At 57.7% G+C, this 17,794-nt stretch carries 11 protein-coding genes; all 11 read right to left on the minus strand.

Annotated features, from left to right (window positions below):
* Positions 1-10: 10 nt before the first annotated feature.
* Complete coding sequence (gene recD / locus G6041_RS12085) at positions 11-1,846, minus strand: exodeoxyribonuclease V subunit alpha (protein WP_012123896.1); 1,836 nt, start codon at positions 1,844-1,846, stop codon at positions 11-13.
* Positions 1,843-5,385, minus strand: a complete 3,543-nt coding sequence (recB, locus tag G6041_RS12090) for an exodeoxyribonuclease V subunit beta (RefSeq protein WP_012123895.1) — start codon at positions 5,383-5,385, stop codon at positions 1,843-1,845. Before recB ends, recD begins: the two co-directional genes overlap by 4 nt.
* Complete coding sequence (ptrA, locus tag G6041_RS12095; protein WP_041460386.1) at positions 5,382-8,270, minus strand: pitrilysin; 2,889 nt, start codon at positions 8,268-8,270, stop codon at positions 5,382-5,384. Before ptrA ends, recB begins: the two co-directional genes overlap by 4 nt.
* Before the next feature lie 105 nt (positions 8,271-8,375).
* Positions 8,376-11,747 (minus strand): exodeoxyribonuclease V subunit gamma, encoded by a 3,372-nt coding sequence (recC, locus tag G6041_RS12100; RefSeq protein WP_007870519.1) that lies wholly within the window; start codon positions 11,745-11,747, stop codon positions 8,376-8,378.
* Positions 11,748-11,759: 12 nt separating this feature from the next.
* Positions 11,760-12,092 (minus strand): prepilin-type N-terminal cleavage/methylation domain-containing protein, encoded by a 333-nt coding sequence (locus tag G6041_RS12105; protein WP_012123893.1) that lies wholly within the window; start codon positions 12,090-12,092, stop codon positions 11,760-11,762.
* Positions 12,077-12,478, minus strand: a complete 402-nt coding sequence (locus G6041_RS12110) for a DUF2509 family protein (protein ID WP_041460385.1) — start codon at positions 12,476-12,478, stop codon at positions 12,077-12,079. The genes G6041_RS12105 and G6041_RS12110 overlap by 16 nt, the downstream gene beginning before the upstream one ends.
* A gap of 17 nt (positions 12,479-12,495) precedes the next feature.
* Complete coding sequence (locus G6041_RS12115) at positions 12,496-13,059, minus strand: prepilin peptidase-dependent protein (protein ID WP_012123891.1); 564 nt, start codon at positions 13,057-13,059, stop codon at positions 12,496-12,498.
* Positions 13,050-13,523 (minus strand): prepilin peptidase-dependent protein, encoded by a 474-nt coding sequence (locus tag G6041_RS12120; RefSeq protein ID WP_007894437.1) that lies wholly within the window; start codon positions 13,521-13,523, stop codon positions 13,050-13,052. Before G6041_RS12120 ends, G6041_RS12115 begins: the two co-directional genes overlap by 10 nt.
* A 180-nt stretch (positions 13,524-13,703) precedes the next feature.
* Positions 13,704-14,498: a thymidylate synthase gene (gene thyA / locus G6041_RS12125; protein WP_012123890.1), complete on the minus strand. Its 795-nt coding sequence runs from the start codon at positions 14,496-14,498 to the stop codon at positions 13,704-13,706.
* A 6-nt stretch (positions 14,499-14,504) separates the two neighbouring features.
* On the minus strand, positions 14,505-15,380 hold the full coding sequence (lgt, locus tag G6041_RS12130) for a prolipoprotein diacylglyceryl transferase (RefSeq protein WP_004385953.1): 876 nt from the start codon (positions 15,378-15,380) through the stop codon (positions 14,505-14,507).
* Between the two features lie 164 nt (positions 15,381-15,544).
* Positions 15,545-17,791 carry a phosphoenolpyruvate--protein phosphotransferase gene (ptsP, locus tag G6041_RS12135; RefSeq protein WP_007894428.1) on the minus strand — a complete coding sequence of 749 codons (2,247 nt, stop codon included), beginning with the start codon at positions 17,789-17,791 and terminating at the stop codon, positions 15,545-15,547.
* Positions 17,792-17,794 lie beyond the last annotated feature (3 nt).

Consider the following 17,794-nt stretch of genomic DNA (forward strand, 5'->3'; position numbering starts at 1 on the left):
CGGGCCGCGCTTATTGTTCAAAGCAGGCCATCAGGCCGCTGCGCCGTTCCGTTCTGGTCGCGATGGCCATCTCCAGCACCCGCTCATCCGCATACAGCGACAACCGTCGCCGCGCGCGCGTAATCGCCGTATAGACCAGCTCTCGCGTGACCACCGGCGCGAACTGCCCCGGCAGGAGCAGCGCCGCATGATCGAACTCCGAACCCTGTGATTTATGCACCGTCATTGCCCACGCGGTGTCATTATCCGGCAAGCGGCTTGGCACGACGGGTTTCAGTTTGCCGCCGGGCATCGGGAACCAGACGCGCAGGCCATCGCCACGATCCAGCGCCACGCCGATATCGCCGTTAAACAGCCCCAGCGCGCTGTCGTTGCGCGAAATCATCACCGGCCGCCCTTCATACCAGCGCGACAGCGGCGTGCGACGAATCAGCCGCCGCTGCGCCAGCGCATGTTCCACACGCTCGTTAAGCCCGGCGACGCCGAACGGCCCTTCACGCAGCGCGCAGAGCATCTGGAATTCGCTGAAGGCCGCAAGAATGGCCTCCGGCTCGGCACGCTCGCGGACCAGCGTTAAGAACCGCTCGTAGCCTGCCAGCGTCTCGTCAATCATCTGTGCGTAATCGTCGTTACCCGCCAGCGTTTTGCAGGCGATATCGTCAAATCCTCGGCTAAACGTCGCTCTGGCGGCGCGATGATCGCTGCGATTAACAGCAAACGCGAGCTGGCCGATGCCGGAATCGCTGCCAAAACGATAGCTTTTCTGCAGCAGGCACAGGCAGTCGCGCAGCGCGCCTGCCGGATGAGGCTCGCCGCCGTTAATGTGACACCCCGTGATGCGGGCAAGCTCGGTGGCGCGTTCAGTGGTAAAACCGTGGTTCACGTAGTGGCAGATATCACCGAGCACCGCGCCCGCTTCCACGGACGCCAGCTGATCGCGATCGCCTAAAAAAATCACCCGCGCATGGTCCGGCAGCGCCGCGATAAGCCGCGCCATCATCGGCAGGTCTATCATCGAAGCCTCATCCACCACCAGAACATCCAGATGCAGCGGGTTACCTTCGTGGTAGCGCAGACGCTGGCTGCCCGGCTGCGCACCCAGCAGGCGGTGCAGCGTGCTGGCTTCTTCCGGCAGCGCGTTTTTCTGCGCGTCGCTCAGTGGCAAACGACGCAGCGCAGCACCGAGCGATTCCGTCAGGCGCGCCGCGGCTTTACCGGTCGGCGCGGCAAGGCGGATACGCGGCAGTTTCTCTTCCGAGAGCTGCACCATGGCCGCCAGCAGTTTCGCCACCGTGGTGGTTTTCCCGGTGCCCGGCCCGCCGGAAATCACCGAGATGCGCCGGGTGAGCGCGACTGCCGCCGCCACTTTCTGCCAGTCCACTTCATCGCCTGGTGGCCCAAAAAGCGCCTCCAGTACCGCGCTCAGGCGCGCTTCTTCCAGTTCAATACTATGGTTACGCTCGCGAAAGAACGCCGCGACCGCCCTCTCATGACGCCACATACGGTTCAGATACAAACGCTCGCCGATGAGCTTCAGCGGCGTCGGCGCGTCGTCCTCACTCACCGCAGGCGATGCCAGTAACAGCGAGCGCCAGTCGTCCGGATTGCCCGCCGCCTCAAACAGCGTTTGCGCCATTTCATCGTGACGCCCGGCGAAGCAGTGCGTCGCACACAGCCGGGAGAGCGGCAGACAGACGTGGCCTTCACCGGCGTCGCGGCTCACCAGCGAGGCGGCGAGCATCACCGCCGGTTCATCATCGCTTGCCACCATCATCGCGAACTGGGCATCCAGCGGGCGCAGAAGCTTTTGCACTACGGCCTGCTGGATCAGTTGATGCATTTTCATGACGCTTTCTCCTCCGCGCCGGCAAACAGCGCATCCATTGCCGTGACCAGCGCCTGCGCCGGACGAGTCGTAAAGATGCCCTGACGCATATCTTCTTTCGTTACGCCGCGCAAAAACAGGTAAATCACGCCACCGAAGTGACGCTCGTAATCATAATCCGGCAGGCGATGGCGCAAATAGCGATGCAGCGCCAGCGTGTATAGCTGATACTGCAGATCGTATCGGTGCGTCTGCATCGCCTGCGACATCGCTTCCACCGTATACGCTTCCGGGCTGTCCCCAAGCCAGTTCGATTTATAATCCAGCAGGTAATAACGCCCCTGCCAGCGGAAAACCAGATCGATAAAGCCTTTCAGCATGCCGCGCACCTGGCGGAAATCGAGCGGCGGACACTGCGCGGAAAACGGGTCGTGCTCGCGAATCAGCGCGTCAAGCGCCTCAGGGCGCAGCGCGGCGTCAATCGGCACGTAAAACTCCAGCTCCACCTGTTTATCTTTCGCGCCAAGCTGATTCAGCGACACGCCGGTCTCGTTCAGTGGCGCGCTCAGTACGTCATCTATCCAGCGGCTCAAAACCGGCTGCCAGGCTTCGTCGAAACCGCCCAGTTGCAACTGCTGCGTTACCCACTCCGGCGATACCGGCTGGGTAAAATCGATCTCCTCAAAGAGGCTGTGCAGGAAAGTGCCTGGCGACGCGCCGCGTGGAAACGTATGCGGCGACATTACCGGTTCATCAGGCACGTCACGCGCGCCCGCGCCGTCCAGATCCAGCTTCGGCAGCAGATCCAGCGCGCGCCCTGCGCCATGCTGTTGTAAACCTGAATAACTGGTGACGCGCCATTCATCAATAATGCGTCGTTGCAGCTCACGTGCAGCAAGCGTCGGCGGCGCTGACTCCGGTGGCATCCAGGGCGTGTTATCCGGCTCGCCCGGGATCTCCAGCGCCAGATTTTCATCGCATAAGGCTTCGATACAGCGACGCAGGCCGTTCGCATCCAGCGCTTCGCCTTGTTGAATCAGCCTGCCAAGCGCGCTGCGGTGGAGATCGGTTTCCCCTTCTTTCGCGCCACGGCGGCGAAAGAGCGGCGCTACACCCAGGCTGCAATGCCAGACGGAGCGCGTCAGCGCCACATACAGAAGGCGTAAATCCTCCGCCAGCCGCTCCATCTCCGCCAGTTCAAGGCTCTCTTCAGCGTTGCTCAGATCGAGCATCGGCGTAAACGTCTCGCGATCGTGGTAAAAGGCCTGTTTCTGTTCGCGAAAATCGGCAATAAAGGGCAGCCAGACCAGCGGATATTCAAGCCCTTTCGATTTATGAATAGTGACGACCTGAACCAGATGTTTATCACTTTCCAGACGCAGTTGCTGGCTGGAGGCGCTCGCGTCCGGCTCGGCGATATGCTGGGCTAACCAGCGCACCAGCGCATATTCGCTGTCGGCCTGCGCAGAAGCCTCCTGGAGTAATTCGCTCAGGTGGAGAATATCCGTCAGCCTGCGCTCGCCGCCCGGTGTGGCGAGCAGATTTTCCGCCACCTGCCGGTGCGTCATCAGCGCGCGCAGCATCGGCATCACGCCGCGCCGCAGCCAGATCTGCCGGTAGCCGTCGAATTCCTCTACCAGCGCATCCCAGGCGTTTTCATTTTCATTGAGCGCCTCAATGGCAGGCGCATCCAGCCCGAGCATACTTGCCGCCAGCGCGCTGCGAAGCCGCGTCTCCACTTCCGGTGCCAGCACGGCCTGTAGCAACCAGAGCATCTCCAGCGCCTCCTGGGTGGCGAAGACGCTGTCGCGGTTAGAAAGATAAACGGAAGGAATGTTAAGCGCGTTCAGCGCCTCGCGCACCAGATTCGCTTCGATGCGGTTACGCACCAGCACCGTGATATCTGACGCCTGTACCGGTCTCGCACGCTCTTCGCGCCACAACAGCGCTTCACCCTTCATACCCGCGCTTAACCAGTCGCGGATCTGCTGCGCACAGACGCGCGCCATTGTTTGTTGGTAATCACTTACTCCTGCGCCGTCGCCTTCCATAAGCCAAAGTTTCATGGCGGGCTGTGTTTTCCCGGCAAAAGTAAAACGCAACGACTGGTTACGCGCGGCAGGCTTCACTGCCAGAAAAGGGATATCGCGAAACATAAACGCGTTTTCCATCTGGCTGAATATTTTATTGACGCTCTCCACCATGCCTGGTGCCGAACGCCAGTTCGTATCAAGTGTATAGTGAGCGTTTACTTCGCCGCGAGCGCGCATGTAAGTAAAAATATCCGCACCGCGAAACGCATAAATTGCCTGTTTCGGGTCGCCGATGAGCAGCAATGTGGTCTCTTGCTGGCCCAGCCAGATGCGACGGAAAATACGGTACTGTTGCGGGTCGGTATCCTGAAACTCATCGATCATCGCCGCCGGGTAGCGGGTGCGAATCGCCGCCGCCAGCGCCTCGCCGCCCGGCTGATTCAGCGCCTCGTCAAGACGGCTCAGCATGTCGTCAAAGCCCAGCTCGCCGCGGCGGCGCTTCTCCTGCGCGACGGTATAGCGGATTTCCGCCATCGCTCTGGCAATGAGCAGATCGCGGATGGTGAAAGGCTCGGCCAGCAGCGCATCGATTGCTTCAAACACCGCATGGCGCGGTGCATCGCCTTTTTTAGTCTTCTCAAGCAGCGTACTCTGGGCAAATTTTTCCAGCGCGCCCGGCAGTTGCCAGGAATTGGTTTCTTCCTGCGCCCAGGCGGCCATCTGGTCAAGCCACGCGGGCAAATAACGGCTGCTGTAGCTGCGCTTATCGACGCCCGAATTCTGAATCAGCGCCGCCAGCTCTTCAGCGTTTTCACGCCACAGGGCTTTGACCTCGTCAATACGCGCTATCGCGTTTTCATAGCGCGATTCAATCGTTTCGTCATCCGGCGGTGGCGTTTTGAGCTTAGGCGCTTCGCCATGCAGAAAGCTGTTTACATCGCGCAGCAGCGATTCCGGCCCGTCCCACTGTTCGCAGACCACGCGCGCCAGGGGTTTGGCGAGCGGGTAACAGTGACGACGCCAGAAATCGGCGCAGGCCTGATAACGCAGCAGCGATTCATCTTCAATTAACTGCTGCTCGAATGGCATCCCGGATTCAAAGGCATTCAGGCTCAGCATGCGCTGGCAGAAGCCGTGAATGGTGAAGATGGCCGCCTCGTCTATCTGCCGCTCCGCCAGCAGCAGCGTGCGGGCCGCCAGTGGTTTATCCGGAATCTCATCCAGCAGGCGCTGATAGAGCGGATCGTCGGTGCGCTCGCGCAGACAGGCCACACGCAGTTCGTGAATATTGCTGCGAATACGCCCGCGCAGCTCTTCCGTCGCGGCTTCGGTAAACGTTACGACCAGCAATTCTTCTACGGTTAACGGGCGTGGGTGAGCCGCCTCGCCGCCCAGGCCTAACAGCAGACGCAGATACAGCGCTGCGATGGTATAGGTTTTCCCGGTGCCAGCAGAGGCTTCTATCAACCGCTCGCCCGTTAAGGGCAGGCGGAGGGGATCAAGGGAGGCTGCGGGCTCATCGGTCATTGCGTATCACTCAGAAGCGGTAAAGATTGTTGCAAGTCGCTGACGCTCTGATACACCGGCCATCCTTCTGGCGCTGCATAACGCGCCTGCGGGCTCTGGCTGCCGGAGACCTGTGAGAGGATGGTCATACCCTGTCGGGCCAGTACGGCCTGATGGAAAAAGTCGGCCAGTTTTTGCGGCGTCAGCTGTCTGATTTCGGCCACAACTTTATCACGAGAATCGAAGTTTAAATTATCCCGATCGAAGTCTTTACTCACCTGCGAGGCTTCTTCGCCAAGCGTCTGTGGTGCCTGCTGCATGTCGTTGATGATACTTTGCTGAATATGAGCAAAATCCTGCGCGTTAAGCGTGCGAAGCCGCGACTCCACATGCGGGAAGAAAGCCTGATAGCGCTTCCAGAGATAATCGGGCTGCTTTTCGCTGCTTTGCAGCAGGAAACCGATCCCCCACTGGCGGCCGACAGGCATCGGGAAGGCGAAGACGGCATAGCCTAACTGCTCCTGCGTACGCAACTGGTTGTAGAACCAGGGCGAAATAATCTGTCCAAGCATGGCGCTACAGGCAGAGCTGGTCGACTCGTTATACCCGACTGGCACAAACAGCGCGGCGAGGGCGGAATCCGTGCTGCTGCCCGCTTTGTTAAAGATAGCCTGCTGCGCTTTATCTACGCTGACGTCCCGGGTGCGCGTCCAGCTTTTCCCTTTCAGGCCCAACTGACGAACGGCCTCCTGTGTGAAATTTTTCACCTGCTCAGGGGCGAGGTTGCCGACCACAAGGAATTCCGCGCGGGCATGGGTTTTCAGGCTCTCGCGATAAGCGAGGATGTCCTTTAGGGTGATTTCCGGCAACAGCGCGCGGCGCGCTTCACGCTGGAAATACGGCACCTGAGAGACCATCTGTACCGGCATGATAGCCTGATCGTAGGCTTTGCCCTGCTCCGCCGATGCCAGCATCTGCTTATACCAGGATTTCGCCTGCGCCAGCTGATCCTCGGTAGGCTCATAGCTGAAATAGCCGTCCAGCAACGTCAGGAACAGCTTACGTAAATGCTGGGTGTAGCCATTCGCGCTAATCATCAGCCCGCTGTTGGCGCTGCTGGAGAAACTGATGCCGCCTACGGAGGCCTGGTTGCTCAGCTGATCAAGGGCAATCCCGGCCAGATAATCATTCAGCGCGAACAACACCTGGTTTTTCGCGCTGTTCATCGCCTGCTCATTGCGCAGCACCAGGGTGATATCCGCTCTCGGCTCGCTGGCGAAATAGCGGCTTGGCATATAGAGCACGCGCAGTTCCGGCTCCTGAACCAGCAGCTTAGGATGCGCATACGGCTTCTGCGGTTTAATCAGGCTGAAATCGCTCGGGATATAAGGGTTTGGCTCCGGCAGGGTAAGCGCAATCTGCTGCCCCAGCGTTTGCCACTGTTTTAGCGTTGCAGCCGGGATTTTCTCAACCTGATAAGGCGCGCCGACAAAATAGGCCGTTTTGTTGTGCGGTTCTTCAGGGCTGATATACCAGATTCGCGCGTTTTCCGGCGTCATCATCGCAAGACGCGCGTTCACCGCTTGGGGATCGAACTGATCCGCAATATTTACCACATCCAGCGTATGCTCAACGGGCACGCGCAGCATGCTGTCAGCCAGCCACTCAACATAGTTCATATCCCGGGTGATGGAGGGATAGCGGAAATCGAGATCCAGAACATGAGAGAGCTCGGTGAAATAGCGTTTATCAATGCCTTTATCGCGCAGCGTCTGAAGATAGCGGAAAATAGCTGCCGCAACGCGGTCGCGCTGCGCGAGCCCTTTGTCTGTGAGCGAGACGGAAATGACCATCACGCCGCTGTTTCCGGCGACAACCGGATCGGAGTCCGCTCTGACGCTTTCGGCAAGCCCCTCTTTTTGCAGCCAGTCAGATAATGTGCCAGGACTGCGGCTGCCTATCATGTAGCCGATGAGTTCATCGGTTTTACTGCGGAATTTGTCGCTGTTGTTATCGATGCGAAATTCAACGCGCAACGCCTTAAGCGGCTGCACAGGGACATAGTGAATAAAAATGCCTTGCTGTGCGGGTGTTACGACAGGGGTAGTGATTTCAGGCGCCGTCAGGTTTTTATTCGGCACGCGTCCCCAGGTTTGCGCGGCCATGCGGGCAAGCTCCGGCAACGGGCGGTTACTGTAGACCACGGCTTTCATGAGGTTCGCGGAGTAGTATTTATCCCGAAAGCCCACCAGTGCCTGATGGAGCGGACTGCCAGGCTTATCACGCAGCGTCTCCAGGTTGCCGCCGGAAAAACGCGAGCCCGGATGCGCCGGGTTTAACGTTTCGGCGCTGATTTGCGCCATACGCATCCCGTCGCGCGCACGCGCCATGGTTAATTCCGCATTTACCGCGTTGCGTTCACGATCGGCATAAGTTTTATCGAGATTCGGCGCAGCGATCGCGTCCGCAAGCCTGTCCATCGCGCCATCGAGAGCGTCATTTTCTACTTCCAGATACCAGGCGGTGCGGTAAGGTGCCGTGCTGGCGTTATGGCTTCCGCCGTGGAGCTTCAGGTATTCCGCCAGACTGTCAGGCTCAGGGTATTTTTTGGAGCCCATGAGCGTCATGTGCTCAAGATAATGCGCAAGCCCCAGATGATCGTCAGGGTCTTCCAGCGAACCTACCGGCAGCACCAGCGCGGAGAGCGATTTTACGGCCTGCGGATCGCAGACCAGTAAAACCACCATTCCGTTATCAAGCCGGATAGCCTGGTATTGACGGTTATCACGATCGCTTTTGCGGATCGTTTCTTTCAGTGGTTGCCAGCCTGTATCGGCCTGAGACAAGGGAGCCCAGAAGGCCATGCATAACAACAGCGCTTTGTACCAGTTACGACATCCAGGCATCAATAAACCTCTCATTTACTGCTTCTGCTATTCATCATTAACATGCGGCGCATACGGCTACGTCCTTCTTATGAGGGCGTCAACGTCGCCGTCTGCGCTTAATGGTCAGGGTTGGTGATGGCGGAACAGCGGCAGCAGATAACGCTGCGCCTCGCGGATGATGGCCTCGTAATACTCCGGCTCCAGGTTACGCCACAGACGCTGATACCAGATATCCATCCCCTCGCCTTCTACCATCTGGTTACCCGTCCAGGCCTGAATCAGCTTATTACGTGCTTTCAACTGGGTTTCTTCATCCCACAAAATGGCATCGTTTTTCACGTCATAACAGGCTTTTAGCCACTCACCACCACTCTGCGGCAACAAAATCAGCGGTTCGCGCATTCCCTGCTGATACCCGTCGGTAAGCTCGCGCAAATAGTGTTCCGCTTGCTCACGCGGTACGGGCGGAAAGCGCCAGCAGCTATCTTTACGGCCATAAAGGCGGCTGGTTCCTTCACCGCCACAGGCACAGTAGACCAGATGCTCAAGCCAAAGTTGCATTCCATGTTCAACACGCAGTATGGAAGGCCGCCACCGTAACAGCCCGTCCTGCTGCACATGCTGCAACCAGCCCGTCATTTCGACATTACCAAGCTCAAGCGCAATCTCCTGGCTTTCGCCGCCATCGCGCTCAGCCAGCACTCGCTCGGCCAGAGCCTGCATTTCCTGTAGCTGGCTTTCCCAGAACAGCTCGCCGAACGCGCCATAGGGCAGCTCACCTGCCGCGCGGTATCGACGATAGAGGGCTTCAGGATCTTGTTGCTCCACCAGCGTATTCAGTAGCTGCTGATTCATGTGGTAGCGGCCGAGACTATCCAGCGTAAAAGGCTCGGCATCCGGCAGTTCGCTCTCTTCCGTGCGGAAGTTAACTTTCAGCCGCAACTGGAAAAAGGCTCGCACCGGGTGGCGCCAGAAACGCTGGAACTGTTCAAATGGCAGTTCCTCAAGCGTGACTGGCGTCAGCGGTTTGATAAATTCCGGATGCGCCTCACCCTGCTCGCTGGCCGCGGGCAGCCATTCGCGGGCGTAGCTCTGAGTCTCTCTGGCAGGCTGAAAGTTTTCCGCATCAAAAGGAGTCCGTGGGTAGAGCCGCATCAGGTGGGCTTTGACCTTTTTCGCGCTTTCATCACAGTTAAGCGCCTCGTCGCCCGGCAGATAATGGCTCTGCGCAAGATAATCCACCAGCTCCTGCACCAGCACTGATGGATACTTTTCGCTGTTATCCTGTACCGAGCGGCCAATGTAGCTGATGTAAAGCTGCTGCTGGGCGGAAATCAGCGCCTCCAGGAAGAGGTAACGATCGTCGTCGCGACGGCTGCGATCCCCACGCTGCGGCTTCTGGCTCATCAGATCAAACCCCAATGGCGCGAGCGTCCGCGGATAAACGCCATCGTTCATGCCCAGCAAACATACAACCTTAAAAGGAATCGAGCGCATCGGCATTAACGTACAGAAATTTACCGGTCCGGCGAGAAAACGCTGGCTGATGCGCTCCTGGTCGAGCATTTTCGCCAGCTCATCACGCAGCAACGTGAGCGGCACTTCATCTTCATAATGTGCGCTAATGCCTTGCTCGATAATCGCCTGCCACTGCTGTTCGATGAGCGCCAGCGCGGCTTCGGTCTCAGCATCAGGGGCAAAGAAGCTATCGAGCATTTCCCGACAGACCGGCAGCCATTCCGCCAGCGGCCGCGCCTGCGAAAGCCCTTTGCGCCACAGGTTAAGCTGCATTAAGAGTTCAGCAAGATGGCCGACCAGTTCAGCAATTAACCCGCTGGATTCATCATACGGCAACACCGACTGCCATTCGCCAAGATGGCTTTCCATGGCGTAGCCCAGCAGCATACGGGTAAGACCAAACTGCCAGGTGTGCTGACCGGTCGCTGGCAGCGCCAGTTCACGCACGTTGTCATCATCAATGCCCCAGCGTACGCCGGACTCATTCACCCACTGTCGCAGGAAGCGCAGCCCCTCTTCGCTGATATTGAAACGGGCGGCAAGCGACGGGACTTCCAGCAGTGCCAGGACATCTTCAGAGACAAAACGGCTGTCCGGCAGCGAGAGTAACGTAATGAATGCCTGAAGCGCAGGGTGCGCCTGACGCGCGCGCCGGTCAGAGATGGCGAACGGCAGGTATCGCTCCTGGCTCGCGCTGCCAAAGACAGCCTGAATAAACGGACTGTAGCTGTCGATATCCGCCACCATCACGATGATATCTCGCGGCGTCAGCTGTGGATCGGCCTCCAGCATTTGCAGAAGCTGGTCATGGAGAATTTCCACTTCACGCTGGGGGCTATGGCAGACATGCACACTGATACTGCGATCGTCAGGATCCAGCAGGCGTTTTCCATCGCTTCGCTCAAACTCCTCAAGCGTCACGCCCGCCTGCGCCTGATTACGTAGTTCCAGCAGATCGAACTGCAGACTGTGCAACAGGTTATCAGGTTCGAGATCGACAAATACATCCATCTCCTCAAAACGCTCAAGGCCTGAAAGCAGGTACGTGTAGTCACGACCTAATTTGCCCCAGGAAGCAAGCAGCGGGTTTCCCACTTCCTGCTCGCCTTCTTCATTGAACAGAGCGGGGGCCGTTTCGCTGTCTTTAAAAAGCGGTGCCGTTCCCTCTTTCGCATGCAGTTTACGCTTGCGGCTTAACAGACGCGCGAGGAAAGCCGGGTCTTGTATGTCGCCCCAGTAATAACGGCACGGGTTAGTAAAAAGAAGATGTACATCAATGTGTTTACCCAGCGCCTGTAAAGCCTGTAGATAGACAGGGGGCAGCGCCGAAATGCCACAAATAAACACGCGGGCAGGCAGCCCTTCCGGGCGGCTTTCCGCCGTCTCAAGCGTACGAATAAAACGCTGATAAAGGTTGGCGCGGTGCCACTGCGGCTGCCCGAGCGCTGCGGTGTGTTCAACCAGCGCCCTCCAGAGCGGCGCCTGCCAGCGCTGTGGCTCGCCAAGACCATCGACAACATCTCCTGCCTCCCAGCGGGTCAACCATTCGGGGCGATACACCAGATACTGATCGTAGAGATCCGCCACGCGTGAGGCGAGCTGGAACAGTTTGCGTTTATCTTCGTCATCGTGCAGGTAGTGCCGCAGCATGTCGAAGTCAGGCAAAGTGAGCATACCTGGCAAAAGCTTCATGAGTTTCCAGCTCATGTTCTGTTTGGTAAAGGCGCTCTCCTGCGGAATATCACGCAGCACGCGCACGAACATGTCCCAGATGAAGCTTGCCGGAAGTGGAAACTCGATATTCGCGGCGATGCCAAATTTTTGTGCCAGGCTCATCTGCAACCACTGCGCCATACCGGTGCTTTGCACCAGGACGATCTCAGGCTCGAAGGGATCGGGAAGCGGCTGTTGTTCAACAATGAACTCCATAATCGCTTCCAGCACATCAAGCCGGTTGGAGTGATAAACCCGTAACATAGTGACTCCTGACTACTGCTTTTCAGAGGGGCAATGTAAACGTCTTAACTGCCCTTGCCTGCCCCCAGGGCTCGACACAATAACCGAAATGCTGACACATCCCGCTACGGAAGTCTCCACCCGCGTCGCTTTCCAGCCTTCAGGCAAAGGTGGCGGGTTGATTTCTGCCTGCTGACTCGCAAAACGCCAGAGCTGCCGATAGTGACACTGATTAAGAAACCCTTGCGCCAGTACCTGGTAATACCCCGTTAACGCCCCGATGATGATGATGAACAAAACCAGAGACACCAACACTTCGGGCAAGCTAAACCCGGCCTGACGCTGGCGAGCTAAGGTAACTGGCATTGCTTCGCCTCCGTGAGCGGGCAGAAGTCGCTCCAGCCATGCGGCATAAAACGCAGGCGATCACCGTCAGGCTGCGCCCAGCGCCAGAGCGTGAGGGGCACGGCATTCTCATCCGCGCCCTCTGCTGCGACCAGCAGATACGTTTGCATCTGCCTGACGCAGGCCCGTCCTTTGACTTCAGGCAACGTCTGGCATTGCCACTGTGGTGTAAACATCCAGCGTTGGCTTTGCGACAATGCCAGCGCTGAAAGCGCCGCGTTAAATGCTTTAATCGCCGCACTTTCGTTTGCCGCGCGGCCAAAACGGCTGTCCAGTTGCTGCTGAAGCCCACCTAACATCAGACTGCCCAACAGCAGCAAAGCCAGAACCATAGCAATGGTCGACATGCCCTTCTCTCTGGCGCTCATAAGTTAAACCCACTGACGCTATGCTCCACAGCCACCGGATCGCCGTGGTAGCGGAGCATTGTTGCGCGCAACGCCACGGTAAATAGCGCAGGGAAGCCGGGCCGCCGTTTTTCCTGCACCTGAAACTTGTCGATGCGCACCATGGCGGGATTCGTCATTTTCTCCCACCCTTTCCCCTCGCAGGATGTAGCGCCCCTTAGTGTCTCAAGGCTACCGTCGCGCAGGCGATACCCCGTTTGCTCAGCATCGGCTGAAGGCGCGCTCTCGAAACGGCCATTGCTGTTCGCATCCCACTGCACCAGCAAACAGCTGCCGTCGCTATTGAGTTGCAGTGCGCGGCTATCACAACCGCCGTAGCAGTAACCAGCTCGCTGTATCTGTTTGCCCACTGTAAATGCCAGCTGCCAGAGCTCTTCTTGCAAGAGCGTTTGTTGCGCCTGACGCAGTATGCCGAGCTGCAACGCGGGAAGCAGCCTTGCGGCTCCGGTTAACAATACGCTGCTTATGCCAAGCGCAATCAGCACCTCAAGCAGAGAGAATCCTTTCTCCTTTACACGCATGATGTCCCTTCTCCTGGCTCGCATAGCCGGATCCGCCCCCAGACCGAAATAATGATGCGCCACTCCCCAACGGGGCTACGTAAAATGATGTGTCCTGGCCAGGCCGTATTGCGTAATCCAAAGAAGGCCAGCCCGGGCGTCATTTCAGCGATCTCCACTTCCGGCCACGGCGGTGAAAACTGATCCTTTGCTCCTTTACGACACGTCTGCTCACTACTCGTCTGTGTACCCAGGCACCATCCCTGCGAACCACGATTTACCCAGAGTTTGTAGTCAACATTACGCCAGTTCGCCTCCTCCCTGAGTGCCTCAAGAAAATCTCGCGTTTGCTGCGCGGTCTGCCATAAACGTTGCTGGTTTTGCCAGCGCTGCCAGCCATACACGCCCGCCGCGCTCATGCTGATAATAATCACCAGCACCACCATCACTTCAATCAGGCTATAGCCCTGCTGTTTTCTGTTCATGGCGCAAGTGTGCCACTGATGGTAAACGTGACCAGCGGTAATCCGCGAAACCGGAAGACTTCTCGAAAGAAATCGGTTCTTTTGCATGTGCTTGCATAAGCGCTGGAAGATGTGCCGAAGAATGAATAACAGGAATAAAAAAACCGACGCGGAAGTGCGTCGGTTATGGCAGGGTAAGCATTAAATCGCGACGGGCGCTTTGATGGCCGGGTGAGGATCGTAGCCTTCGATTTCGAAATCTTCGAACCGGTAATCAAAGAGCGATTCCGGCTTACGCTTGATAACCAGCTTCGGCAGCGGGCGAGGCTCGCGTGTGAGCTGCAAACGCGCCTGCTCCAGGTGATTGCTGTAGAGGTGCGTATCGCCGCCCGTCCAGACGAAATCGCCGGGCTCAAGGTCACACTGCTGCGCCATCATATGCACCAGCAACGCGTAGCTGGCGATATTAAATGGCAGGCCAAGGAACACATCGCAGGAGCGCTGGTAGAGCTGGCAAGAGAGCTTGCCGTTCGCTACGTAGAACTGGAAAAACGCGTGGCAAGGCGCCAGCGCCATTTTATCCAGCTCGCCGACGTTCCAGGCAGAAACAATGATACGGCGCGAATCTGGATCGTTTTTCAGCTGGTTCAGGACGGTTTCCAGCTGGTCGATATGGCGGCCATCGGGTGTCGCCCATGAGCGCCACTGTTTGCCGTATACCGGGCCCAGATCGCCGTTTTCATCTGCCCACTCGTCCCAGATGGTGACGTTATTTTCATGTAAATAAGCGACATTAGTGTCGCCTTTCAGAAACCAGAGCAGCTCATGGATGATGGAGCGCAAATGACAACGTTTAGTCGTAACCAGCGGGAAACCTTCCTGCAGGTTAAAACGCATCTGGTGGCCAAAAATCGAGAGCGTCCCGGTGCCGGTACGATCATCTTTTTGTGCTCCCTCATGGAGCACTTTGTTCATCAGTTCAAGATACTGTTTCATGGCGTCTCACGAAAGTTGCTGCTGTGGGCGGCGGCGATAAGCCCAGATCATCATAGCTGCGCCTGCGACGATCATCGGAATGGAGAGGATTTGCCCCATGCTAATGTACTGCACCCACTCGCCGGTAAACTGCGCGTCCGGCTGACGGAAAAATTCAACAATAATACGGAATGCGCCGTAACCAATCAGGAACAGGCCGGAGACCGCCCCCATCGGACGCGGTTTACGGATAAACAGATTCAGAATGATAAACAGCACGATGCCTTCGAGGAACAACTCATAAAGCTGCGACGGATGGCGAGGCAGCACACCGTAAGTATTAAACAGCGATTGCCATTCCGGATGCGAGGCCAGCAGGCCGATATCTTCGCTGCGCGAGCCCGGGAAAAGCATGGCATACGGGAAGCCCGGGTCGACACGGCCCCACAGCTCGCCATTAATAAAGTTACCCAGACGGCCCGCGCCAAGCCCGAAGGGGATCAGCGGCGCAATAAAATCGGAGACCTGGAAGAAATTACGTTTGGTGCGCTTCGCAAACCAGATCATCACGCAGATTACGCCGATGAGTCCGCCATGGAAGGACATCCCGCCATCCCAGACGCGGAACAGATAAAGCGGGTTTTCGAGGAAGAGCGGCAGATTGTAAAACAGCACATAACCGATACGCCCGCCAAGGAAGACGCCGAGAAAGCCCGCATACAGCAGGTTTTCCACTTCGTTTTTTGTCCAGCCGCTGCCAGGACGATTAGCGCGACGAACGGCAAGCCACATGGCGAACACAAAGCCCACAAGATACATCAGCCCGTACCAGTGAAGCGAAACCGGTCCAAGAGAGAAGATTACCGGATCAAAATCGGGAAAATGCAGATAGCCACTATTCATCTGTCACCAAAACCTGTTGTTATCCCGCTGAAAGTGGACAGCGGGTGAGATGCTGCGCCCTTTTCCGGACGCTCCTGAGGCTGCGGATCATAGCATAAAGCCTGGCGTGGGCGAGGACAGGAAGTTGTAAAAGATATGTAAGAGCACAACCGGTTATAGCAGTGTTACAGGCCGCCGCGAATGAGACCGCCCATGCCGCGACGCTCCATAAACGCCGCCACCTGGTGACGCACTTCTGTGGCTGATTGCGATTCGAGGCTGCGCGCGCTGAGCGTCTCGGCCTCTTCCAGCGTGATATGTCTAAGCAGATACTTCACGCGCGCGACCGAGCGGCCGTTCATCGAGAGATGATGATAGCCCATGCCAACCAGCAGCGCGACGCACATCGGGTCACCCGCCATTTCACCGCACAGGCAGAGATCGATGCCGAGGCGTTGCGCCTCAAGGGCGATCATTTTCAGCGCGCGCAGCATCGCCGGATGCAGGCTGTCATAGAGACTGGCGACGCGCGTGTTATTGCGGTCTACCGCCAGCAGATATTGGGTGAGGTCATTGGTGCCGACGGAAATAAAGTCAACGCGGCTTGCCAGGTGAGGCAGCATAAACAGCATCGACGGGACTTCCACCATAATGCCCAGCCGCGGTTTAGGGATCTCATAGCCGAGCATCTCTTCCATTTCGCGGCCAGCTCTGTCGATAAGCCGACGCGCTTCGTCCACTTCGTCGATGCTCGTGATCATCGGTAAGAGGATGCTGAGATTGCCCGTTGCAGCATTGGCACGCAACATGGCGCGCACCTGGATCAAAAAGATCTCCGGCTGATCGAGCGTGATGCGGATCCCGCGCCAGCCAAGACAGGGGTTTTCTTCGCTGATGGGCATATAGGGCAGCTGTTTATCCGCGCCGACATCAAGTGTGCGCAGCGTCACTGGCTTGTCGTTAAACATCTGCAACATGCCCTGGTACTGCGCTACCTGCTCTTCTTCGGACGGAAAACCGCTTTGCAGCATAAACGGGATTTCGGTGCGATAAAGACCAATGCCGTCGATACGACTGCCGAGTTTTTCTTCATGCTCCGGGCTCAAACCCGCATTGAGCATGACCTGCACCCGCTCGCCGCTCTTCAGGCAGGCGGGCTGTTCGACATAATCTTCGGCAATCCGGCTAAGTTCATTTTCTTCGCTGAGAAGCCGCTGATATTCATGAAGCAGCACCGGGCTCGGGTCGACCAGCAGTTCGCCGCGATAACCATCGACCACCAGCATACGATGATGCAGCACAGAAGGCTGAATATCCGCGCCCATCACGGTTGGAATGCCCATCGCGCGCACCATAATAGCGGCATGGGAGTTGGCGGCCCCGTCACGCACGACGACGCCCATCAGCCTGTCCTGCGGCAGCTCGGCGAGCGTTGTGGCGGAAAGCTCATCCGCCACCAGCACAAAACGCTCAGGCCAGGTGTTCGGGCTCTGAATATTATCGTCGAGATGGAACAGCAGCCGCTGGCCGAGCGTGCGCAGATCGCCCGCGCGCTCTTTCAGATAACCATCGGTCAGCGCGGCAAACTGCTCGGCGAATTTCTCAATAACTTTTTTGACCGCCCATTCGGCGACCGAGCCTTTATCCACCTCGTCGTAAAGCTCACGACGCAGCCGCGCGTCGGACAACAGGTGGGAATAGAGATCGAAAATCGCCGCCGTCTCTTTTTGCGCGCCTGCGGCAAAACGTTTGCTGTAGCGGCGGAATTCGCCAGCGGCTTCTTCAAGCGCGGTGGTCAGGCGTTCGCGCTCAAGCCCGGTATCGAGCGTCGAGGCTTCGTAGACCTGCTCCATCAGCGGCAGCGTGGCGTCCATCCAGCCCGGCGCGATCGCCACGCCCGGCGAGGCCGGCAGCGCGCGGATACGCGTCTGACGATACTGGCCAAACAGCGCGGTCAGCTGAGACTGCGACAAAATCGCCGCCATCTGGGTGGCGAGCGTCACCAGGAAGGATTCTTCGCTCTCATCATACTGGCGCAGCTCGCGCTGCTGGACGACTAAAACGCCAAGCAGCTGGCGGCGCTGAATAATCGGCACGCCGAGAAAAGCGCGAAAACGTTCTTCACGCACAGAGGGAATGTATTTAAAGCTGGGGTGTTTTTGCGCATCGGCGAGGTTAATCGGCTCGGCGAGGCGCCCGACCAGGCCGACGATACCTTCATCAAAGGCCAGCGTTACGGTGCGCCCGCGCGGTTTTTTCAGCCCACGCGTTGCCATCAGGTAATAGCAACGTCGGTCGTGATCGGCGAGATAAACCGAACAAACATCGGTATCCATCGCAAGACAGATATCCGTAACGAGAATATCCAGCGCCTCGTTGAGGCGCGGGGCGCTGGCCACTTTCTCGACTATTTCTCGCAACCGGGTGAGCATAAT

This window comes from Cronobacter sp. HA18003 (genome assembly GCF_011605905.1).
In the GTDB taxonomy this organism is placed as follows: Bacteria; Pseudomonadota; Gammaproteobacteria; order Enterobacterales; family Enterobacteriaceae; genus Cronobacter; species Cronobacter sakazakii.

Coding starts and splice junctions, on each gene's coding strand:
- recD (WP_012123896.1), bottom strand. CDS start 1,846: ATGAAAATGCATCAACTGATCCAGCAGGCCGTAGTGCAAAAGCTTCTG.
- recB (WP_012123895.1), bottom strand. CDS start 5,385: ATGACCGATGAGCCCGCAGCCTCCCTTGATCCCCTCCGCCTGCCCTTA.
- ptrA (WP_041460386.1), bottom strand. CDS start 8,270: ATGCCTGGATGTCGTAACTGGTACAAAGCGCTGTTGTTATGCATGGCC.
- recC (WP_007870519.1), bottom strand. CDS start 11,747: ATGTTACGGGTTTATCACTCCAACCGGCTTGATGTGCTGGAAGCGATT.
- G6041_RS12105 (WP_012123893.1), bottom strand. CDS start 12,092: ATGCCAGTTACCTTAGCTCGCCAGCGTCAGGCCGGGTTTAGCTTGCCC.
- G6041_RS12110 (WP_041460385.1), bottom strand. CDS start 12,478: ATGTCGACCATTGCTATGGTTCTGGCTTTGCTGCTGTTGGGCAGTCTG.
- G6041_RS12115 (WP_012123891.1), bottom strand. CDS start 13,059: ATGCGTGTAAAGGAGAAAGGATTCTCTCTGCTTGAGGTGCTGATTGCG.
- G6041_RS12120 (WP_007894437.1), bottom strand. CDS start 13,523: ATGAACAGAAAACAGCAGGGCTATAGCCTGATTGAAGTGATGGTGGTG.
- thyA (WP_012123890.1), bottom strand. CDS start 14,498: ATGAAACAGTATCTTGAACTGATGAACAAAGTGCTCCATGAGGGAGCA.
- lgt (WP_004385953.1), bottom strand. CDS start 15,380: ATGAATAGTGGCTATCTGCATTTTCCCGATTTTGATCCGGTAATCTTC.
- ptsP (WP_007894428.1), bottom strand. CDS start 17,791: ATGCTCACCCGGTTGCGAGAAATAGTCGAGAAAGTGGCCAGCGCCCCG.